Annotated in this window: 19 protein-coding genes; 13 read left to right on the forward strand and 6 right to left on the reverse strand. The window is 71.9% G+C overall.

Going from position 1 to position 19,726, the window contains the following annotated elements; all coding sequences use genetic code 11:
• Positions 1-109: 109 nt before the first annotated feature.
• Positions 110-1,072, reverse strand: coding sequence for an aldo/keto reductase (locus tag AB0N68_RS14610; protein WP_280569812.1), 963 nt, complete (start codon positions 1,070-1,072; stop codon positions 110-112).
• A 99-nt stretch (positions 1,073-1,171) separates the two neighbouring features.
• On the opposite strand from AB0N68_RS14610, the gene AB0N68_RS14615 reads away from it, so the two are divergent.
• The 6 genes from AB0N68_RS14615 (at position 1,172) to AB0N68_RS14640 (ending at position 7,254) form a co-directional block, all read left to right on the forward strand.
• Positions 1,172-1,906: an SDR family NAD(P)-dependent oxidoreductase gene (locus AB0N68_RS14615; RefSeq protein WP_259952082.1), complete on the forward strand. Its 735-nt coding sequence runs from the start codon at positions 1,172-1,174 to the stop codon at positions 1,904-1,906.
• A 96-nt stretch (positions 1,907-2,002) separates the two neighbouring features.
• Positions 2,003-3,103, forward strand: a complete 1,101-nt coding sequence (locus AB0N68_RS14620) for a zinc-binding dehydrogenase (protein ID WP_280569809.1) — start codon at positions 2,003-2,005, stop codon at positions 3,101-3,103.
• An 8-nt stretch (positions 3,104-3,111) separates the two neighbouring features.
• Complete coding sequence (locus tag AB0N68_RS14625) at positions 3,112-4,071, forward strand: aldo/keto reductase (RefSeq protein WP_280569807.1); 960 nt, start codon at positions 3,112-3,114, stop codon at positions 4,069-4,071.
• A 23-nt stretch (positions 4,072-4,094) separates the two neighbouring features.
• A complete protein-coding gene (locus tag AB0N68_RS14630; protein ID WP_280569805.1) occupies positions 4,095-5,066 on the forward strand; it encodes an alpha/beta hydrolase in 972 nt (323 codons plus the stop codon).
• The gene (locus AB0N68_RS14635; protein WP_268777114.1) at positions 5,063-6,046 is read left to right on the forward strand and encodes an alpha/beta hydrolase; all 984 of its coding nucleotides are present in this window, start codon (positions 5,063-5,065) and stop codon (positions 6,044-6,046) included. The genes AB0N68_RS14630 and AB0N68_RS14635 overlap by 4 nt, the downstream gene beginning before the upstream one ends.
• A complete protein-coding gene (locus tag AB0N68_RS14640; RefSeq protein ID WP_280569801.1) occupies positions 6,043-7,254 on the forward strand; it encodes a multidrug effflux MFS transporter in 1,212 nt (403 codons plus the stop codon). Before AB0N68_RS14635 ends, AB0N68_RS14640 begins: the two co-directional genes overlap by 4 nt.
• A gap of 18 nt (positions 7,255-7,272) precedes the next feature.
• Here AB0N68_RS14640 and AB0N68_RS14645 read toward each other — a convergent pair whose 3' ends face one another.
• Positions 7,273-7,806 carry a hypothetical protein gene (locus AB0N68_RS14645; RefSeq protein WP_280569798.1) on the reverse strand — a complete coding sequence of 178 codons (534 nt, stop codon included), beginning with the start codon at positions 7,804-7,806 and terminating at the stop codon, positions 7,273-7,275.
• A 65-nt stretch (positions 7,807-7,871) separates the two neighbouring features.
• Between AB0N68_RS14645 and AB0N68_RS14650 the strand changes: the two genes are divergently transcribed.
• Together AB0N68_RS14650 and AB0N68_RS14655 are read left to right on the forward strand one after the other, a co-directional pair.
• On the forward strand, positions 7,872-8,456 hold the full coding sequence (locus AB0N68_RS14650) for a TetR/AcrR family transcriptional regulator (RefSeq protein ID WP_280569796.1): 585 nt from the start codon (positions 7,872-7,874) through the stop codon (positions 8,454-8,456).
• Between the two features lie 103 nt (positions 8,457-8,559).
• Positions 8,560-10,548 (forward strand): primary-amine oxidase, encoded by a 1,989-nt coding sequence (locus AB0N68_RS14655; RefSeq protein WP_280569793.1) that lies wholly within the window; start codon positions 8,560-8,562, stop codon positions 10,546-10,548.
• A 28-nt stretch (positions 10,549-10,576) separates the two neighbouring features.
• Here the strand turns inward: AB0N68_RS14655 and AB0N68_RS14660 are convergent, their stop codons facing one another.
• The 3 genes from AB0N68_RS14660 to AB0N68_RS14670 form a co-directional block, all read right to left on the reverse strand.
• Positions 10,577-11,239: an SDR family oxidoreductase gene (locus AB0N68_RS14660; RefSeq protein ID WP_280569790.1), complete on the reverse strand. Its 663-nt coding sequence runs from the start codon at positions 11,237-11,239 to the stop codon at positions 10,577-10,579.
• 96 nt (positions 11,240-11,335) lie between these two features.
• On the reverse strand, positions 11,336-12,268 hold the full coding sequence (gene murQ, locus AB0N68_RS14665; protein WP_313366429.1) for an N-acetylmuramic acid 6-phosphate etherase: 933 nt from the start codon (positions 12,266-12,268) through the stop codon (positions 11,336-11,338).
• Positions 12,258-13,148 (reverse strand): BadF/BadG/BcrA/BcrD ATPase family protein, encoded by an 891-nt coding sequence (locus AB0N68_RS14670; protein ID WP_313366428.1) that lies wholly within the window; start codon positions 13,146-13,148, stop codon positions 12,258-12,260. The genes murQ and AB0N68_RS14670 overlap by 11 nt, the downstream gene beginning before the upstream one ends.
• A 102-nt stretch (positions 13,149-13,250) precedes the next feature.
• On the opposite strand from AB0N68_RS14670, the gene AB0N68_RS14675 reads away from it, so the two are divergent.
• A complete protein-coding gene (locus tag AB0N68_RS14675) occupies positions 13,251-14,108 on the forward strand; it encodes a MurR/RpiR family transcriptional regulator (protein WP_280566649.1) in 858 nt (285 codons plus the stop codon).
• Between the two features lie 23 nt (positions 14,109-14,131).
• Here AB0N68_RS14675 and AB0N68_RS14680 read toward each other — a convergent pair whose 3' ends face one another.
• On the reverse strand, positions 14,132-15,274 hold the full coding sequence (locus AB0N68_RS14680) for a DUF998 domain-containing protein (protein ID WP_259952064.1): 1,143 nt from the start codon (positions 15,272-15,274) through the stop codon (positions 14,132-14,134).
• A 105-nt stretch (positions 15,275-15,379) separates the two neighbouring features.
• Here AB0N68_RS14680 and AB0N68_RS14685 point away from each other — a divergent pair, with 105 nt between their 5' ends.
• The 4 genes from AB0N68_RS14685 (at position 15,380) to AB0N68_RS14700 (ending at position 19,639) form a co-directional block, all read left to right on the forward strand.
• The gene (locus tag AB0N68_RS14685; protein ID WP_259952063.1) at positions 15,380-16,336 is read left to right on the forward strand and encodes an AraC-like ligand-binding domain-containing protein; all 957 of its coding nucleotides are present in this window, start codon (positions 15,380-15,382) and stop codon (positions 16,334-16,336) included.
• A 742-nt stretch (positions 16,337-17,078) separates the two neighbouring features.
• On the forward strand, positions 17,079-17,867 hold the full coding sequence (locus tag AB0N68_RS14690) for a MoaF C-terminal domain-containing protein (RefSeq protein WP_259952061.1): 789 nt from the start codon (positions 17,079-17,081) through the stop codon (positions 17,865-17,867).
• A gap of 149 nt (positions 17,868-18,016) precedes the next feature.
• Complete coding sequence (locus tag AB0N68_RS14695; RefSeq protein WP_187663529.1) at positions 18,017-18,439, forward strand: nuclear transport factor 2 family protein; 423 nt, start codon at positions 18,017-18,019, stop codon at positions 18,437-18,439.
• Between the two features lie 33 nt (positions 18,440-18,472).
• Positions 18,473-19,639 carry an ABC transporter substrate-binding protein gene (locus tag AB0N68_RS14700; RefSeq protein ID WP_187663528.1) on the forward strand — a complete coding sequence of 389 codons (1,167 nt, stop codon included), beginning with the start codon at positions 18,473-18,475 and terminating at the stop codon, positions 19,637-19,639.
• The last annotated feature ends 87 nt before the right edge of the window (positions 19,640-19,726 follow it).

The raw sequence follows: 19,726 nt of genomic DNA on the forward strand, positions 1-19,726 counted from the left end.
GGGCCTGCGGGACGCGCGGGAGGTGCGGAAGTGATCCTGAACGCCGGGGAAGCGGGCGGGGGAAGCGGGCGGGGGAAGCGGGGGGAGGTGCGGGTGGGAGATACGAAGGTCACCAGGTGCCGTCGGGGCGGACGGCGTGGTCGACGCGGCAGTCGGCGAGGGCGGCGCGGACCTCGGCGCCATGGTCTCGGACGAGGGCGAGGGCGGCGTGGTTGTCCTCGAGCTGCGCGACGCGAGAGGCACCGAAGAGTACGTTGGCCGTCGCGGGGTTCGCCAGACAGAAGGCGATGCCGAGGGCAGCCGGCGTCACCCCGAACTCCCCCGCGACCCGCGCGACCTCGGGGTACACGGCGAGGATCCGCTCGCGGATACCCCCGACATCGGCACCGATCTTGCGCTGGGGCATCCGTCCCGTGGCGAGGATTCCGCCCTCGAACACGTCGGAGGCCTGCAGCGCGAGGGTTCCGTCGGCGAACAGGGGTCCATAGGCGTCGCCCTCCGCCATGGCCCGGCGCGCGATGCCGTACTTGAGCTGCGCGAACGCGGGGCCGACCACCCCCTGAGCGGTTGCCTCGGCGAGCGCCGCCCTGGTGTCCGCGATCCGCCAGTTGTTGATCCCCCACGAATCGACCAGGTCGTCGGCGATGAGGGCGTTCACGTCGGCGACGAGTCGCGGCATGTCCGGGGCGTCCAGGTAGTCCCCCACCACGAGGGTGTCGAAGCGGTCGAGGCCGGCCCGCTCGAGCGACTCCTCGATCTGTGCCCGGAAGCCCTGGTGCGGCCAGTCCCAGAGCCAGAGCTTGCCGCACAGCACGACCTGGGCACGGTCCACCCCGCTCGCCCGGAAGGCCTCTCCGAAGAGGATGTCGGTCCGGGAGTTCTCGGCGTGCGGCCCCATGTTGTAGTACGCGATGTCGAAGAATCCGGCATCGAGGTCGACCGCCCGCTGGATGAGCTGCACCGCATCGTCGAAGCCCATACGGTCCCAGGTGTTCCACGATCCGAGGGCGAGCGGCGGCACCGTCGCACCCCGAGGAGACAGCGGCTTGCGGGGGTATGTCACATCGGGCATGAGGGCTCCTTCGCCGTCTCGGGGCACGGGGTTGTGTTTTTCTATGTCTGTAGAATATAACGGAGGAATCCCATCGGAACACCGTCAGTGAGGACGACCATGACCGCTTCCCCGCGCCGCATCCTCGTCACCGGAGGAGCCTCCGGGCTCGGCCGCGGCATCGCCAGCGCCTTCCGCGCCGCCGGGGACGAGGTGTTCCTCGGCGATGTGAACCTCGAGGCCGCCCGGGCCGTCGCCGCCGAGATCGGCGCCACCGCCCTCCCCCTCGACATCGCCGACGAGGGCGCGGTCACCACCGCCGCCGCGCAGCTCGCGGAGGCCGGCGGGCTCGACGTCCTCGTCAACAACGCCGGCGTCGTCGCCGGTGGGGGCACACTCCAGGAGGTCGCGGTCGACGCGGTCGACGCGGCCCTGCGCGTCAACGTCCGCGGCACGTTCCTCATGCTGCGGGTCTTCGGCGGGCTGCTCGCGGCCGCCGGCCACGGGGCCATCGTCAACATCTCCTCCATCGGCGCCCGGCAACCCACCCCGGGCCTCGGACACTACGAGGCCACGAAGGCCGCGGTCGACGCGCTCACCCGGACGGCCGCCATCGAGCTCGCCGGCTCCGGGGTGCGCGTCAACGCCGTCGCCCCCGGTCCCGTGCTCACGCCCCTGACCGCCGACTTCGCCTCGAACCCCGATGCCCGCGCCGCCTGGGAATCGCGCATCCCGCTCGGCACCATCGCCGAGGTCGACCAGGTCACCCCGCTCGTGCTCTTCCTCGCGAGCGAGGCCGCCAGCCACATCACCGGGGTCTCGGTCCCCGTCGACGGCGGCCAGCTCCTGGTCTGACCCCCGTCCCCCTCCGTGCGGGATCGATTCCGCCCCTCCCTGGCACCGTGGAGGACCGTTTTCGATCCCGCCACCCGCCCCGCGACTGGAGAACCCATGACCCTCCCCACCACCACCCGCGCCGCGGTGCTCACCGCGCACGGCGAGCCGCTCACCCTGCAAGAGCTCCCGCTGCCCGCCGAGATCGAACCCGGCGCCGCCCTCGTCCGCATCGCCTGCACGACGCTGTGCGGCACGGACATCGAGATCTGGGAAGGGAAGATGTCGTTCCCCGGCATGCTGCCCATGGTCCTCGGTCACGAGATGGTCGGCGAGATCGTGGCCACCGGACCGGACACCCGCGACGCGCTCGGCCGCCCGCTCTCCCCCGGCGACCGGATCGGTTGGTCGGAGTCCACCTGCGGCGAGTGCCACGGCTGCGTCGTGCTGCGCGAGCCGGTCGCGTGCTCCCGCCGCGGCTACGGCTTCCTCCAGCGCGCCGACGTTCCGCCGTTCGCGACGGCCGGGCTCTCCGAGTACGCGTACGTGACCCCGGGTGCCGCCACGCTCCTGCTCCCGGCGACCGTCAAAGACACCTGGGCCTCCATGGCGGGCTGCGCCGCGAAGACCGTCCTCCGCGCGTTCGAGCGGGCCGGCCGCATCCGCCCCGGCTCCCGCGTGGTGGTGCAGGGCTCCGGCGCCCTCGGCATCTTCGCCACGGCAGTCGCGAAGATCGCGGGTGCCGGGCAGGTCATCACCGTCGGTGCTCCCGCGGCCCGCCTGGAACTCGCCGCCCGCTTCGGCGCCGACGCCGTCGTCGACTTCCGCGACGGGCCCGTCGTCGACCAGGTCCTGGCGCTCACCGGAGGCCAGGGAGCGGACCACGTGTTCGACTTCGCGGGCGCCCCGAGCGTCGGACCGGACGCCGTCGGCATAGCCGCCCAGCGCGGCACCGTCGCGATCGTCGGCTCGACCGGCCCCGCCGGAGACGGCTTCGCCCTCAGCACGATCATGGGCAAGGAGCTCACGGTGGTCGGCTCGCTCAACGGCGACATCTCCGACTACGCCCGCGCGATCGACTTCTTCACGGCGTTCGCCGACCGCTTCCCCTGGGACGACCTGTTCAGCGCCCCGGTCGGGCTCGCCGACGCCTCCGCGAAGATCGCCCACATGCACCACCTCGATGAGGTCAAGGCCGTCATCGACCCGAGCCTCTGAGGAGCACCATGACCACTCCCCTCCCCCTCCGCGAGATCGGCCGCAGCGGCCTGCACGCCTCCCTGTTCTCCCTCGGCTCCTGGCACACCTACGACCGCATGGACTTCGCCGACGCGGTGGCGCTCCTCCGCGAGGCCACCGACCGCGGCGTGAACCTCTTCGACGTGGGCGTGTACTCCGCGCCCGGCGCCCCGCCCGTCTTCACCGACGTGATCTTCTCGGCGATGGTGCGCGCGGCCGGGCTGCGCCGAGAGGAGTGGCTGCTGTCGTCGAAGCTCTGGCTCGAGGCCTTCGGCGCCGACGGCTTCCGTCCACAGCTCGAGAACGCGCTGATGCGGGTGGGAGTCGAGCACGCCGACCTCGTGATCCTCGGCGACCTCCGCCGCGACGACCTCGAGCTGCGCGATCTCGTGCTCGACCTCGCCGCGCTCGCCGACGCCGGCCTCATCCGCGCGTGGGGCGTGAACAACTGGTCGGCGGCGAGCATCCAGGCCCTGATCGACCTCGCCGCCGCGGAAGGCGTTCCCGGTCCGCAGATCGCGCAGCTCAAGTACAGCGTCTCGCGGCGGTCGATCCCGGACGGCGAGCCCTTCGCGCGCCTCTGGGAGCAGGGCCTCACGCTGCAGGCCTCGGACTGCCTGGAGGGCGGGATCCTCGCCGGGAAGGTGAACGGCGACCGGCAGATCGGGCGCGACCCCGGCGGCATCCGCGAACGGATCATCGCCGACGTCCCCGCGTTCACGGCGGTCGCCGACGACCTCGACGTGACCCCCGCCCAGCTCGGCATCGCGTTCACCCTCACCCACCCCGCCCTGACGACGACGCTGTTCGGCGCCTCCCGCGTCGCGCAGCTGCGGGCGAACCTCGACGCGGCCGCCCTCGTCGATCGCGTCGGCGCCGCCGAGCTGCGCCGTCTCGTCGAGCCCTTCTGGGCCGACCGCGGGGTCGTCGACCCCGAAGGCCCCTGACGCCGTCCCACCCGAGGAGAACCATGACCATCCCCGTCCCCTTCGATCCCGACGTGCAGGCCGTGCTCGACGAGATCGCGAAGAACCCGCAGCCCGCCCTCACCCGCGAGACCCTGCCGCGCGACGGCGTCGACCGGATGTTCCCGGACAACGACGCCGTGATCGCCGGCCGGGACATCACCTGGGAGGACCGCGTCATCCCCGGCCCGCCCGGAGCACCGGACATCGAGGTCACGATCTTCCGCCCCGCCGGCTCGGAGACCTCGACGCTCCCCGGCTTCGTGAACATCCACGGCGGCGGCATGATCGTCGGCCACCGCTCCTGGGAGACGGCTCGAGTCGTCGACATCGTCGCGGAGCACGGCGTCGTGGCCGTGAACGTCGAGTACCGCCTCGCCCCGGAGGACCCGTACCCCGCGGGCGTGGAGGACTGCTACGCGGCCTTCGTGTGGACGCACACCCACGCCACGGAGCTCGGCATCGACCCCGCGCGCATCGTCGTGGGCGGCGGCAGCGCGGGCGGGGGCCTCACCGCGGCCGTCGCCTTGCTGGCGCGTGATCGGCGGGGCCCCGTCATGGCCGGGCAGCTGCTGTTGTGTCCCATGATCGACAACACCAACACCACGGTGGCCAGTCGGCAGTACGACGGCATCGGCACCTGGCAGCGCGACATGAACCTCCTCGCCTGGTCGTGCGTCCTCGGCGAGGAGCTCGCGTTCAGCACCGAAGCTCCCGCATACGCCGCTCCGAGCCGCGCGACGGACGTCTCCGGCCTCCCGCCCGCCTACATCGAGGTCGGAGAGGCGGAGATGTTCCGCGACGAGGACACCGAGTACGCCCTCCGGATCTGGGAGACGGGCGGTCAGGCCGAGCTGCACGTGTGGGGCGGCGGCGCCCACGGCTTCGACATATACATGCCGGACGCCGAGATCACCCGCGCCGCCCTCGCCGCACGTGCCTCCTGGCTGCGACGGATCTGGCGGACCGCCGCATGAGTACGCCCGAACCGGTGCCCTACGACCCGGAGCTCGTCGCCGGACTCGACGCCTTCGTCGACCTCGTCGAGGTCATCCCGCTGCGCGCGGACACCATCCACGCCAACCGCGATCACTTCGCCACGATCATCCCGCCGATGGCCGTGCAGGCGGAGGGTCGCGCCGTGACCTGGGAGGACCGGGTCATCCCCGGCCCCGTCGGGGCTCCGGACCTCGAGATCACCATCGTGCGCCCGGCGCAGGCGCCCGCAGACCCGGCACCGGCGGTGCTGTCGATCCACGGCGGCGGCATGGTGCTCGGCACGCGTTTCTTCGGCACCGCCGAGCTCATCGACCTCGCCGAGCGGCACGGTGTCGTCGGCGTCGCGGTCGAGTACCGTCTCGCCCCGGAGCACCCCGGACCGGCGCAGGCGGAGGACTGCTACGCGGCACTGGAGTGGATGGTCGCCCACGCCGACGAGCTCGGCATCGACACCTCCCGCGTCATCGCGTCCGGGCAGAGCGCCGGCGGCGGACTCTCGGCGGCGGTCGCGCTGCTCTCCCGCGACCGCGGCGGACCACGGCTGGCCGGGCAGCTCCTCGGCTGCCCGATGCTCGACGACCGCAACGAGACCCCGTCGAGCCGGCAGTACGACGGCTTCGGCGCCTGGGACCGGAACAACAACGACACCGCGTGGGACGCGATCGCCGGAGCCGACCGGTTCACCGACCGCGTGTCGCCGTACACGGCGCCGGCCCGGGCCACGGATCTGTCGGGACTCGCTCCGGCGTTCATCGAGGTGGGTGCCGCGGAGACCTTCCGCGATGAGGCCGTCGACTACGCGTCGCGGATCTGGGCCACGGGCGGCCAGGCCGAACTGCACGTCTGGGCGGGCGGCTACCACGGCTTCTCCGGGTTCTCCCCCGAGGCCGAGGTCTCGCAGGCCGCGGTGGCCGCGCGGGAGAGCTGGCTGCGCCGCGTGCTGCGCCTGGGCGGATGAGTCTCCCGGCGCGCGGTGAGCCCGCGCGGATGGGGACGCTGCGGGCGATGCTGGTGCTCGGCATGCTGGAAGCCTTCGGTCCGCTGTCGATGGACCTCTACCTGCCCCAGCTCCCCCAGCTCGCGGCGTCGCTCGGCACGACCGAGGCCCTGGCGCAGGTGACCATGTCGGCGTGCATGATCGGCCTCGGCCTGGGGCAGCTCGTGGCCGGTCCCCTCAGCGACCGGCTGGGCAGACGTCTGCCGCTGCTGGTCGGCGTCGCGGCGTTCGCGGTGCTCTCCGCGGTGTGCGCGGTCGCCCCGACCATCGAGCTGCTGCTCGTCGCCCGCTTCCTGCAGGGGCTGGCGGGATCGGCGGGCATCGTGATCTGCCTGGCGATCGCCCGCGACCAGTTCGAGGGCATCGAGCTCTCCCGCATGCTCTCGCTGCTGTTCCTCGTCTCGGGCACCGCGCCGATCATCGCGCCGGTGGTGGGCGGCCAGCTCGCCCGCATCATGGACTGGCGCGGGATCTTCGGGGTGCTCAGCGGGATCGGCGTCATCCTGCTGCTCGTGGTCGTCTTCCTCCTGCCGGAGACGCTGCGACCGGAGGCGCGCCACGGCGGAGGCCTCCGCGTGCTGCGGGCGCATGCCGACGCCGTGCTGGGCGACCGGCTCTTCGCCGCGGTCCTGTGCGCCTCCGCCGGTGCGGGCGTGGCGTTCTTCACCTATCTCTCGATGTCGTCGTTCGTGCTGCAGGACGAGTTCGGCCTCAGCCCGCAGAGCTTCAGTCTCGCCTTCGCCGCCGGCGCCCTCGCGAGCATCGTCGGCAGCCAGTCGAGCCGCCTGGTCGTGCGCCGCTTCGGCCCCCTCCGCGTCTACCTCGGCGGGGTCACGGCGACGCTCGTCGCGACCACGACCTTCCTCGTCCTGGCACTGAGCGGGACGGGGGTGGCGGGCATGGTGGCGGCACTCGTCGGGTTCATGCTGTGCGCGGGCCTCGGCGGCCCGAACGGCCAGACACTCGCCCTCGCGCATCACGGTGCCAGGGCGGGGACGGCGTCCGCGCTGCTCGGCATGTCGTCGTTCCTGTTCGGCCCGGTGCTCGCCCCGGTCGCCGCCGGGATCGGGGGCACGAACGCCGTCACGATGGCGGTCACCATGACCCTGGCCGCCGCCGTCGCGGCGATCGCGGCCTGGGCCTTCGTCCGCCCCGCGGCGCGGGAGTGAGACCCTCGCACCGGACGGTCAGCCCGCGATGCTCATCGCGACGACCCCGATCGCCATCGCCCAGGATTCCACCGCGAGCAGCCGGGCGGCGCGGCCCCGATGCGCCGTCGTCCGCCACCCTGCGGCGATCGTCCAGGCGACGACGCTGAGAGTGCCGAGGAGGACGAGCGCGCCGAGCGCGCCGCCGAGTCCATGACCCCCGTGCCCCGCGGACGTCACCACGCCTTGACCGACCGATCCCGCCGCGCCGTGGAAGGCGCAGATCGCCATCACGAGCGATCCGAGAGCGCGGTGACAGCAGGGGGCCGCGGACGCCGCCCCGCGGACGCCCATCGTGCCGATCATGCCGGACACGAGCAGCAGGGCACCGATCAGCAGGGCACCCAGCGGCCCGGTCCCGCCCGTCGCCATCAGCAGCATCCCCGCCGCCATCACCACCGCGGCCTGGCGTCCCTGCCACGGCACGGCGCGCCGCGCAGCGAGGCAGGCGCCGGCCGACACGAGCGCCGCCGCCGCCATCAGCCACGATGCTGCCGGGAGCAGGAGGTCCACAGCCGAAGTATATTGATCGTTCGCTCAAAAAAGCGAGACCCCTCGTCATACGACACAATGAGCACGTGCCCCGCATCGTCGACCATGATGAGCGTCGCCGTCAGATCGCCGACGCGCTGCTCGTCGTCGCCGCCAGAGACGGTCATGAGAGCGTGTCCTCACGGGCGGTCGCCAAGGAGCTCGGCGTCGCGACCGGTTCGCTCTGGCACTACTTCGACGGCTTCGACGACGTCGTCCGCGCCGCGGCGGCCGAGGTCACCCGTCGCACCGACGCGCGCATCGCCGCCGCGACGGACGGACTCCGCGGCCTCACCCGACTGCGGGCCCTGATGGGCGAGGTGCTCCCCGTCGACGAGCGCACTCGCACCGAGGCGCACGTCGTCGTCGGCTTCTGGGGGCGCCTGGCCACCCTGGCCCCGACTCCTGACGCCGGAACGCCGACCCTCGCGACGTGGCAGGGCAGCATCCGCGAGGCGCTGGAGGAGGCGGTGAGCGACCGAGAGCTGCGCCCGGACACCCCCACCGGCGACCTCCTCGCCCTCCTGCGCTCGATCACGTACGGCCAGCAGGTCGTCGAGGTCACCGAGCCGCAGACGGCGGCGGCACACTTCGCGGTCCTCGACAGCATCCTCGCCCCCTGGCGTCGCTGACCTCGACATCGCCCACACGCCACGGTTGTGCGCCCGTGCATGCCGTCGTATCATCGTGCCAACCCGTTTCTTGAGCACTTGCTCGAAAATAGTGAGGTCAACGATGTCCCCGCACTCCCCCCAGCCCGTCTCCCTCGAGCCGATCGCCGTCCCGCACCCGCTCGACCCGCTCACCGGTGCCGAGATCGCCGCCGCCCGCGCCGTGCTCGACGCGGCCGGCCTGCTGACGGCGACCACCCGCGTGCCGATGCTGCTCCCCGACGAAGCGACGAAGGAAGAACTCGCGGCCTGGCGCCCCGGCTCCGCCATCGACCGCCGTGTCGACGTGACGTTGCTCGACACCGCCACCGGCGTCGCGACCGAGGTGATCGTCTCGATCACCCGTGGCGAGGTCGTGCGGCAGGAGCGGGTGCCGAACGACGCCCCACCGTACGGCCAGCCGCAGTACCTGTTCGAGGAGTACGAGCGGGCAGAGGCCATCGCCAAGGCGTCCCCGGACTGGCAGGCGGCCATGCGGCGGCGGGGCCTGGCGGACCACATGACCCTCGCCTTCTGCTCCCCCCTGGCCCCGGGCCACACCGGCCGGGCCGACGAGGTGGGCCGCCGCGTGATCCGGTCCCTCACCTTCCTCCGATACGACGAGCAGGATTCCCCGTGGGCCCACCCCGTCGAGGGGCTGATCGTGCACATCGACCTCACCACGGACAGCGTGATCCGCGTCGAGGACGAGGGCGACGTGCCGGTGCCCGCCGGGCACGGCAACTACTACCCGGAGGTGCAGGGCGCGGCACGGACGACGCTGCGGCCCATCGAGATCACCCAGCCGGACGGGCCGAGCTTCGCCGTGTCCGGATCGCTCGTCGAGTGGGAGGGCTGGTCCATGCGCGTGGGCTTCAACGCCCGCGAAGGCCTCGTCCTGCACGACGTGTCGTTCCAGGGGCGCTCCGTGCTGCACCGGGCGAGCGTGCCGGAGATGGTCGTGCCGTACGGTGACACCGCCCCCGGGCGCTTCTGGATCAGCTACTTCGACGCGGGCGAGTACCTCCTCGGCAAGAACGCCAACCACCTGGAGCTCGGCTGCGACTGCCTCGGCGTGATCCGGTATCTCGACGGCTACGTCGCCGACGACCACGGCCACCCGGTGCGCATCCCGAACGTGATCTGCATGCACGAGGAGGACTTCGGCATCCTCTGGAAGCACACCGACCTCTCGGGACGGTCCGACGTGCGGCGCTCACGGCGCTTCGTGGTCTCGTACTTCTCCACGATCGGCAACTACGACTACGGCTTCTACTGGAACTTCGGACTGGACGGCTCCATCGAGGTCGTCGCCAAGGCCACGGGCATCGTGTTCGCCGGCGCCGGGGAGCCGGGCGTCCGTCAGAAGCACGCCACCGAGCTCGCCCCCGGCGTCTTCGCCCCGGTCCACCAGCATCTGTTCTGCGCGCGGCTCGACGTGGCTATCGACGGCCAGGACAACCGGCTCGTGGAGGTGGACGCGCAGCGGGTGCCGATGGGGCCGGACAACCCGTTCGGCAACGCGTTCACCTGGTCGGAGACGGTGCTCGAGACCGAGCACGCCGCCCAGCGTGAGGCCGACTCCTCCGCCGCCCGGGTGTGGGAGGTGCAGAGCGCCTCGCGGACCAACCACGTCGGCCGCCCGACCGCCTACCACCTCGTCCCGGAGCCGACCGCCCTGCTGATGGCCGACCCCGCCTCCTCCGTCGCCGCGCGCGCGGCCTTCGCCACGAAGCACCTCTGGGCGACCCGGTACGAGCACGGGCAGATCTGGCCGGCCGGGCGCTACCCCAACGCGCACCAGGGCGGCGCCGGCCTCCCGGAGTACACGGCCGACGACCGCCGGATCGACGGCGAGGACATGGTGCTGTGGCACACCTTCGGGCTCACGCACTTCCCCCGCCCGGAGGACTGGCCGATCATGCCCGTGGACTACGCGGGATTCTGGTTCAAGCCCTACGGCTTCCTCGACCAGAACCCCGCCATGGACGTGCCGGAGTCCTCCCAGGCGCACGGCGGCGCGACGGCGACGCCCTCCTGCTGCGGCGGCGACTCCTGCGCCTGCGGCCACTGAGCGCTCCCGGGGACGCTCCGCCGCGCGATCAGTAGCGGGCGGAGAAGGCCCCGTCGGCGTGGAGGAGCTGACCGGAGATCCAGCGTCCCTCATCCGAGACGAGGAACGAGACGACGGCGGCGATGTCGCCCGGGGTGCCGAGGCGCCCGAGCGGCGTCATCCCGGCGAGGCCGGTGCGCGTCTCGTCGTCCATCCATCCGGTGTCGATGGGGCCGGGGTTCAGGACGTTGGCGGAGATGCCGCGCGGACCGAGCTCGCGTGCGGCGGAGATGACCAGCCGGTCGAGCGCGCCCTTGGAGGCCCCGTAGGGCAGGTTCCCGGTGACGTGATCGCTCGTGAGCGCCACGATCGCGCCGCCGTCCTCGGCCTGCCGGGCGAAGGCCGCGATGAGGAGCAGGCTCGCCCGCGCGTTCACGGCGACGTGCCGGTCGAAGCTCTCCGCCGTGGTGTCGAGGATTCCGGACTCGACGTCGTGCGCGTGGCTGAGGACGAGCGCGGAGATCGGGCCGTGCGCCTCCGTGACCTCGGCGATCAGGCGCTCCGGCCCGTCCGCGGTGGAGAGGTCGGCGGGGTGATCGGCGTCGTCGAGGTCGCTGGTGACGACGGTCCAGCCGTCGGCACGGAGCCGCGGGACGATACCCGCGGCGATGCTGTTCGCGCGCGCGGCGCCGGTGACGAGAGCGAGGGGCATGCCCTCACGCTAGCGGGCACGCCGTCGCGGGTGCGAAAAGGTGCGCCGATCGCTCCCGTCAGGCGCGTCTCTCATCCCTGCCGAGGGGAGAGCGGGTCAGGCGAGGGCGGCGATCGCGTCGCGGAGGATGCCGTCGGCCGCGGCCAGCGCCTCAGCGGCGGCCTCGGCGGAGGCGCCCGTCGCGAGCAGGAGCAGCGCGAGCTTGACGGAACCGTCCGCGGCCTGCAGCGCGGCGGACGCGGCGTCGACGTCCACACCCGCGAGCTGCGACACCGTGCGGATCGAGCGCGCGTGCAGCTTCTCGTTCGTGGCCAGCAGGTCGACCATGACCCCGCGGTACGTCTTGCCGAGCTTGATCATCGAGAGCGTCGTCAGCATGTTCACGACGAGCTTCTGCGCCGTGCCGGACTTCAGCCGCGTGGAGCCCGAGATGAACTCCGGCCCCGTGACGACCTCGATCGCGATGTCGGCCTCCGCGCCGGTCGCCGACCCCGCGTTCGAGGCGATCGCCACCGTGAGGGCGCCGAGGCCCCGGGCGTACCGCAGCCCGCCGATGACGTAGGGCGTACGGCCGGATGCCGAGATGCCCACCACCGTGTCCCGCTCGGTGAGGTCGAGGTCGCGCAGGGCGAGGGCCGCGGCCTCATCATCGTCCTCCGCGTTCTCCACCGCCGAGCGGATGGCCGTCTCCCCGCCGGCGATGAGTCCGACCACCATCGACGGGTCGGTGCCGAAGGTGGGCGGGCACTCGCTCGCGTCGAGCACGCCGATGCGACCTGCCGTGCCCGCACCGATGTAGATGAGGCGACCGCCGCGTCGGAAGCGCTCCGTGATGCCGTCCACCACCGCCGCGATCTCCGCCGTGCGACCCGCCACGGCCTCGGGCACCCGACGGTCCTCGGCGTTCATGCGCTCGACGAGCTCAGTGGTGCTCAGCAGGTCGAGATCGCCCCGCTCGGTGGACGAGGCCTCGGTGTCCAGGCCCGCGAGCTCGGCGAGAAGGGTGGTCAGACGGGGGTCATTCGGCACGGTGCACGAACCTTTCATGGGGGAGGTCGAGGCGACGGGTCAGCAGCAGGGCCCCGTCCATGGCGCCGCCTCGCGCGGGGAGGACCCGACGGCCGTTCCCTTCGAGCGCGCGTGTGAGGGCGGCGCGGAATCCGTCGTGGTCGGTGAGGCCGCCGTGCAGTGCGACGTCCGCGGTCGGCCCGGCGGCCGCAGCGGTCGTCGCAGCGAGGAGCCGGACGGCCTCGTCGACGATCCCGCGGGCGACGGGGTCGTCGTCTGCGGCGGCGGCGAGTACGAGGGGCGCGAGGGTCGCGAGGCGGCGGGCGAGCGCACCGTCGGCGGCCAGCCAGGCCTGCACGGCCGAGGGCGGGCCGACGGGGGCGGCGAGCGCCGCGGTGAGAGCGGTGGGCGCGGCCAGCCCGTCGTGGGCACGGAGCACGGCGCGCAACGCCTCGCGGCCGAGCCAGGATCCGCTGCCGAAGTCGCCCAGCTCGGGACCCCAGCCGTCGACCAGACGCGCACCGGAAGGGTCGACGCCCAGCGCCACGGCTCCGGTGCCGGCGATGAGCAGCACGCCGGCCGCGCCGTCGAGAGCGCCCGCATGGGCGGTGACCACGTCCGACGCCACGGCCACGCGCGCTCCGGTCCGTGCGGCGAGCGCGGCGGCGAGTTCCGCGGCCGCCTCCGGGGCGAACCAGGCGCCGGCCGCCCCCACGCCGAGCGTGTCGATGCGCTCGACACCGTCGAGCAGCGGGAGAATCGCGGTGAGCGCCGCCTCCACTCCGCCCGCCGCGGCGAGGCCCGGCGCTCCGATCCCGGAGCGCTCCCCGGCCGTCGCGCCGTGCACGACGAGGCGGCAGCGGGACTTGCCGAGGTCGACGGTGGCGGTCGTCTCGCTCATCGGCACTCCTCGGATCCGGCGGAAAGAAAGAAAAGCGACTACACAACACGTAGACTCGCTGAAAAGAATTTACCATCCCGTTCCGCCGTTCCGGAGGATACCGTGAGCATCCAGTCCACGATCGAAGCCGCCGCTGCGACCCTGCCCCCGTCGCTGGCGCGCGTCGCGGCCGCTGTGCGGGAGAACCCGACCCTCGTGATCGACAAGACGATCAGCGAGCTCGCCGAGGAGTGCCGCACCTCGGTCGCCTCCGTCGTGCGGTTCTGCCGCGCGATCGGCTTCACCGGATACGCGCCGCTGCGGATGGCCCTGGCCACCGAGCTCGGCAAGGAGGCCGCGCAGTTCTCCGCCCGCGGCGCCTACGGCTCGGAGATCTCCGACGAGGACTCTCTGGAGGAGGCGGTCTCCAAGCTCGCGGCCCTGGAGCTCCTCGCCATCGAGGAGACCGTCGGCCAGCTCGACTTCGCTGTGCTGGCGGCGGCTGTCGCGGCCATCGACGGCGCCGACCGGATCCTGCTCTACGGCATCGGCGCCAGTCAGTTCGTCGCGGAGGACCTCGCGCACAAGCTCCTCCGCGTCGGCCGCAACGCCCACGTCCTCGCCGACCCCCACGAGGCGATCGCCGCCGCGGTCCTGCCCGTCAGGACCACCGTCGCCATCGGGTTCTCGCACGCGGGGTCGACGATCGAGACGGTGCGGTTCCTCGAAGCCGCCGTCGCCAACGGTGCGACGACCGTCGCCGTCACCTCCGTGAAGGACTCCCCTCTCGCCCAGGTCGCCGACCACGCCCTGTTCACCGAGGTGCGCGAGTCGACCTTCCGTGCCGGGGCGATGGTGAGCCGGATCGCGCAGCTCGCCCTCGTGGACTGCCTGTTCATCGGCGTCGCCAAGCGGCGGTACGCCGAGACCGTCGACGCCCTGCAGCGCACGCGTCAGGCGACGCGCCTCCTCCGCGACTGACGACGCCGCCGAGCGCGGGTGCGTCAGCGGACAGGGGCGTCCAGCACCGTCGGAGCCTCCGTCCGTGACGTGTGGCTTCCCATCGTCCCCGCCGTGCGCAGGAACACGATGATCCAGCTGAAGATCAGCACGGCCGCGATGAGCTCGACCGCCGTGAGGTTGTAGTAGCCGACAGCGAAGAACGCCCCGAGCAGCACGATGACCAGCACGTACGTCCAGCCGAGGCCGACGAAGACGCGCGGGATGCTGCGCACGAACCACGGCAGACCGACGACGACCACCGCGAACACCACCACCATGCCCGTCGCGACGGTGTTGTGCAGACCGAAGAACTCGTCGACGGGGAAGATCCCGACGCACGCGAGGAAGATGCCCATCAGGATGAGCCCGCCGCGCACGATGGTCCGGCCACGGCGGTCGACCGGGTCGTCGACAGGCAGCCCCGCCGTCGCATAGCGCGAGATGGTCGTCACCATGATCCCCGCGATGACGAGGGTCACGTTGAAGGCCACCGAGGCGCTGTTGCTGCTCATGCCCAGCGCCGACAGGTTGTCGCGCCACCAGTGCACGTCACTGGAGGCCAGCATCGCCGCGAACGCCCCGACGACGAGGAACACCGCCAGGACCAGCGACAGCACGGTCGGCGTCAGAGCGACGGCGCTGAGGAAGGCGACGTAGCCCGTGAGCGCGAACGCCACGGCGACCAGGATCGCTCCGGGGAACGCGAAGACGGGGGCGTCCACGAAGCTCTGCTCCAGCAGCTGCGCGATCCCCAACCAGCCGAGGTAGGCGATCGCGGCGTGCGCGAAGGCGATGGCGGCGAGGTCGTACCAGCGCAGGCGGTCGCCGGGTACCGCGAATCCGTCCCTGGCGCGGGTGGGGTCGGGCTCCGGAACCCGCACAGCGAGCCGCCCCAGGGCGAAGGCGAGCGCCGCCGCGATCGCGCCGCCGTAGGCCGCGAACATACCGATCGAGCCGGTGCCGCTGATCGAGAGCTCCCGCCCCCAGAACACCGGCAACGCCACGAGGAACCCGACGAGGAGGAACGCCGCACCGACGATCAGCGCGGTCGCCTCGAACACCGCGTCGGAGGTGGCGGGTCCGCGCACCTGGCGGAGCACCTGCCGGATCCGCTGCGTCACCGTCGACATCATCCCGCCGTTCACGGACCACATCCTAGACGGCACCCCCGCAGGATCGTCGCCGGTGGTAGCATCACGGAACGGATCGTATACAACGTCGTCGTTCCCACCAGCCCGAGGTGATCAGTCATGAACGGTGCCCTCACCACCCCCGCCGAATCGGTGTCCACGCTCGTCGCGCGCAACATCAGCGAGTTCCGCGCCGCCGTCTCCGAGTCGTTCGTCCCGCTGCAGGTGTCCACCGCGGGCGCCGACCAGTTCCGCGGCGTGATCCGCGGCGCCGCCGTCGACGAGGTGCACGTCAACGACATCCGCGCGACCTCGCACGTCGTCGAGCGCACCACCGAGCTCATCGCCCGCGGGGACCGCTCGTACTTCAAGGTGAGCCTGATGCTCGCCGGGACAGGCCTGCTCATCCAGGACGACCGCGAGGCCGTGCTGGAGCCCGGCGACCTCGCCGTCTACGACACCGATCGGCCGTACTCCCTCGTCTTCGACCAGGACTTCCGCACCATGGTCGTCATGTTCCCGAAGCACCTGATCAGCCTCCCGCCGGACATGATCGGGCAGCTCACGGCCGTCCGCATCTCGGGTCAGGAAGGGCTCGGCGGCATGGTCGTGCCGTACCTGACGCAGCTCGCCGGCAACCTCGATGAACTCGCCGGCACGACGGGAGCCCGGCTCGCGCACAGCGCCCTCGACCTCGTGACCACCGTCTTCACGCGGGAGCTCGGTCTCGACCAGGTCTCCGCCGACCCGCACCGTGCCCTCATGCAGCGGATCCGCTCGCACATCGACCGCAACCTCGCCTCCACGGACCTCGGACCGGCCTCCATCGCCGCCGCGCACTTCATCTCCACCCGCCACCTGCACGGACTTTTCCAGGAGCAGGGGGTGACCGTGTCGACGTGGATCCGCACCCGCCGCCTGGAGCAGTGCCGTCGCGACCTCCTCGACCCGATGCTCGCCGACCGCCCCGTCGCCGCCATCGCCGCCCGCTGGGGCTTCGTCGACGCGGCGCATTTCAGCCGCGCCTTCAAGACCGCCTTCGGCGTCTCCCCCAGCGAGTACCGCGCCACCCACTGACCCTGTTGTTCCCGTACTCCCCGTCGCGCGCGGGATCAAAACCGCCCCGCCAGCGCTCGCCTCGCGCACGTTCCTGATCCCGCACCTCCACCCCCGCCCCTGTGCGGGATCAAGAACGCACCTCACTCCCGTCGGGCAGGGGCACTTTCGACCCCGCACCGACGAGAGGCACTCCGTGCGCGGGAGGGCGGCTCCCGCCCCAAAGGGCACGACTCCCGCACCCCAGAGGACACGACTCCCGCGCCCCAGAGGACACGACTCCAGCGTGCGGCATCAGGAACACGCCCCATACGCGTCCGGCAGGGACGTTTTCCGTCCCGCAACGGGGCGGCCGCTGGCGGGGCGCCGGTGCGGGATCAGGAACGCACTCCACCCACGTCCGGCAGGGGCGTTTTCGACCCCGCACCGACGAGAGGCACGCCGTGCGCGGGAGGGCACGACTCCCGCGCGCCAGAGGACGCCGCGCCCGCGTGCGGGATCAGGAACGCACCCCACTCGCGTCCGGCAGGGGCGGTTTTGATCCCGCACGGGGGCCAGGGGCGGATCCGGGGACGGAACCGGGGGGACGGAGCTGCGCGGGGACGGGGCTTGCCCGGGAGGGCACGCCGGTTGACTCTCGGTGCGGGATGGACTCCGCGCGCTTGAGGGGTCCCCCGGTGCGGCCGGAGCATGAGGCAAGCGCATCGCAACGACGCGGTGCCCGGGGCGACGAGGCCCCGCCGTGTGCGACGTCAGGACCCTCATGACCGACATCTCCGCCGACCCCGCTCTGGACGAATGGCGCACGTACGACGAGTTCGCCGCGGGCATCGACACGTTCCGCCTGCCGAACACGATGCTCGCCGGAACGGCGCTCACGCTCACCCTCGACGACGACACCGCACTCGCGCTCCGCTTCGACGAGGACTCCGTGGCCTGGGAGGGCCTGGGCTCCTCCGGTCGCGACCCGTACGACGCCGTCCGCGTCCGTGACGACGTCGTCTTCGTGAACATCCCCTTCGAGACCCGCGAGCGCGAAGCCCTCACCGTCGTGTTCTCCACCACGACCCACCGCGCCACCGTCATCCGCTCCCGCATCGCCGCCGAGGCCGTCGAGGGTACCCCGCAGGTGGGGCAGGACTTCTGGGCCGCGACCACCGACGCCGGACCCGCGACCGGCGAGGTCCCCGGCCCGAGCCGCGACCTCATCGGCAAGCGGAACATCTACCGCTACAGCCCCCACCACCTGTACGAGCACGTCTACGTCTCCAGCCAGCGCTACGCGTGGCAGTGCCTCGAGGGCGTCCAGCGCGGTCACGGCGACATGGACCTCTCCACGGTGTGGAAGTTCGCGGACGGCCTCTACCTCTTCTGCTTCCGCGAGTTCCGGATCGCGGTGGCGAGCGTCTGGCTTCACGACCTCGGCTACCAGCTCATGACGACGGGGATCTTCCTCGGGCTCAACGGCGACGGCGAGTCCGAGCACTCCCGCGCCGGCGGACACATCTACCCGCTGGGCGCCGTCGCCTACCCCGACGCACAGCCCGCCTGACCCTTCGACCCTTCGACCCTTCGACAGGCTCAGGGACCCAGACGGGCGCAGGGCCCTTCGACAGGCTCAGGGACCCAGACGGGCTCAGGGCCCTTCGACAGGCTCAGGGACCCAGACGGGCGCAGCGACCCACCACGGAAAGAGAGCACATGAGCAACGCAGACCTGATCCGCGACCACTACGCCGCCAACGACCGGGGCGACCTGGACGGCATGCTCGCGCCCTTCGCGGCCGACATCGAGTGGACCGAGGCCGCCGGATTCCCCTACGCCGGAACGTACATCGGCCCGGACGCGGTCGCCGAGAACGTCTTCGGCCGCATCCAGGAGGAGTGGGACGACTACACCGTCGCGATCGACGAGGTCGTCGACGGCGGCGACGTCGTGGTCGGCATCGGCACCTACTCCGGCACCTACAAGCGCACCGGTCGGTTCTTCGCCGCCCGGGTGGCCCACGTCTGGCGCGTGGCGGGCGGCGAGATCGTCGCCTTCGAGCAGTTCACCGACACGGAGCTCGTGAACCGCGCCCTGCGCGCGCCGTCGACGAGCACCGAGACCCAGCCTTCGAGCTGACAGCACGACCCGAACAGGAGAGGCAGGAAGCACATGAACAGACGAGCATCCGGCGCCGCGGCGATCATCGCCGTGGCCGCCCTCGCTCTCGCCGGCTGCGCCGGCGGCGACGGAGCCGGGGGCGACGGTGCCCCCATCGTCGTCGGCTCCGTGAACACGATCAGCGGCCCGGCGACGTTCCCGGAGGCCTCGCAGGCGGCTGCCGCCGTCTTCGACGCGTTCAACGAGGACGGCGGCCTCGACGGCCGCACGATCGAGTACAAGATGCTCGACGACAAGGGCGACCCCGCCACGGCCACCGCCTCGGCGCGGGAGATCGTGGGCAGCGACGAAGCCGTCGCGCTCGTGGGCTCCGCGAGCCTCATCGAGTGCGAGATCAACGCGAAGTACTACGAGCAGGAGGGCATCCTCTCGGTGCCCGGCATCGGCGTCGACACGGGCTGCTTCGACAGCGAGAACATCTCGCCGGCGAACGTCGGCCCGTTCAACGACATGACCCTCACGCTGCAGTACGGCTCCGAGGTGCTCGGACTCGACGACATCTGCATCCTGCTGGAGATCGCCGGTTCCACCCGTCCGACCTATCAGGCCGCGATCGACAAGTGGACCGAGATCACGGGCAAGGAGCCGAAGTACGTCGACGACACCGTGCCGTACGGCGCCTCCGATTACACGCCCTACATCGTCAAGGCGCGGGACCAGGGCTGCAAGGCCCTCGCGATCAACCCGGTCGAGCCCGACGCGATCGGACAGGTCAAGGCCGCGAACGCGCAGGGCTGGGACGACGTGACCTGGCTCTACCTCACGAGCGTCTACAGCGAGAACTTCGCCGACGCGATCGACGACGCGGGCGCCGGCATCTACGTCCCCGCCGAGTTCTACCCGTTCACGGACGACAGCGACATCAACGCGGACTGGCGGACGCTGATGGAGGAGAACGACATCCCCCTCACCTCGTTCAGCCAGGGCGGCTACCTCGCGGCGACGTACTTCATCGAGGTGCTGAAGAGCATCGACGGCGACATCACCCGGGAGAGCGTCTCCGAGGCGCTGAAGGGCATGGACCCGATCGAGAACCCGATGGTGGGCACCCCCTACGCCTTCGGCACGCAGAACACCGCGGGCTGGCCGATCATCCTGAAGTCGGGCACGAACGCCTGGGAGAAGGTCGCCGACGACTGGCTCCGGATCGGCGAATAGTCCCCGCGCTTCGACAGGCTCAGCGACCCACGCCGGGTCCCCGCGCTTCGACAGGCTCAGCGACCCACGCCGGGTCCCGCGCTTCGA

The organism is Microbacterium meiriae (assembly GCF_040685015.1).
GTDB lineage: Bacteria > Actinomycetota > Actinomycetes > Actinomycetales > Microbacteriaceae > Microbacterium > Microbacterium meiriae.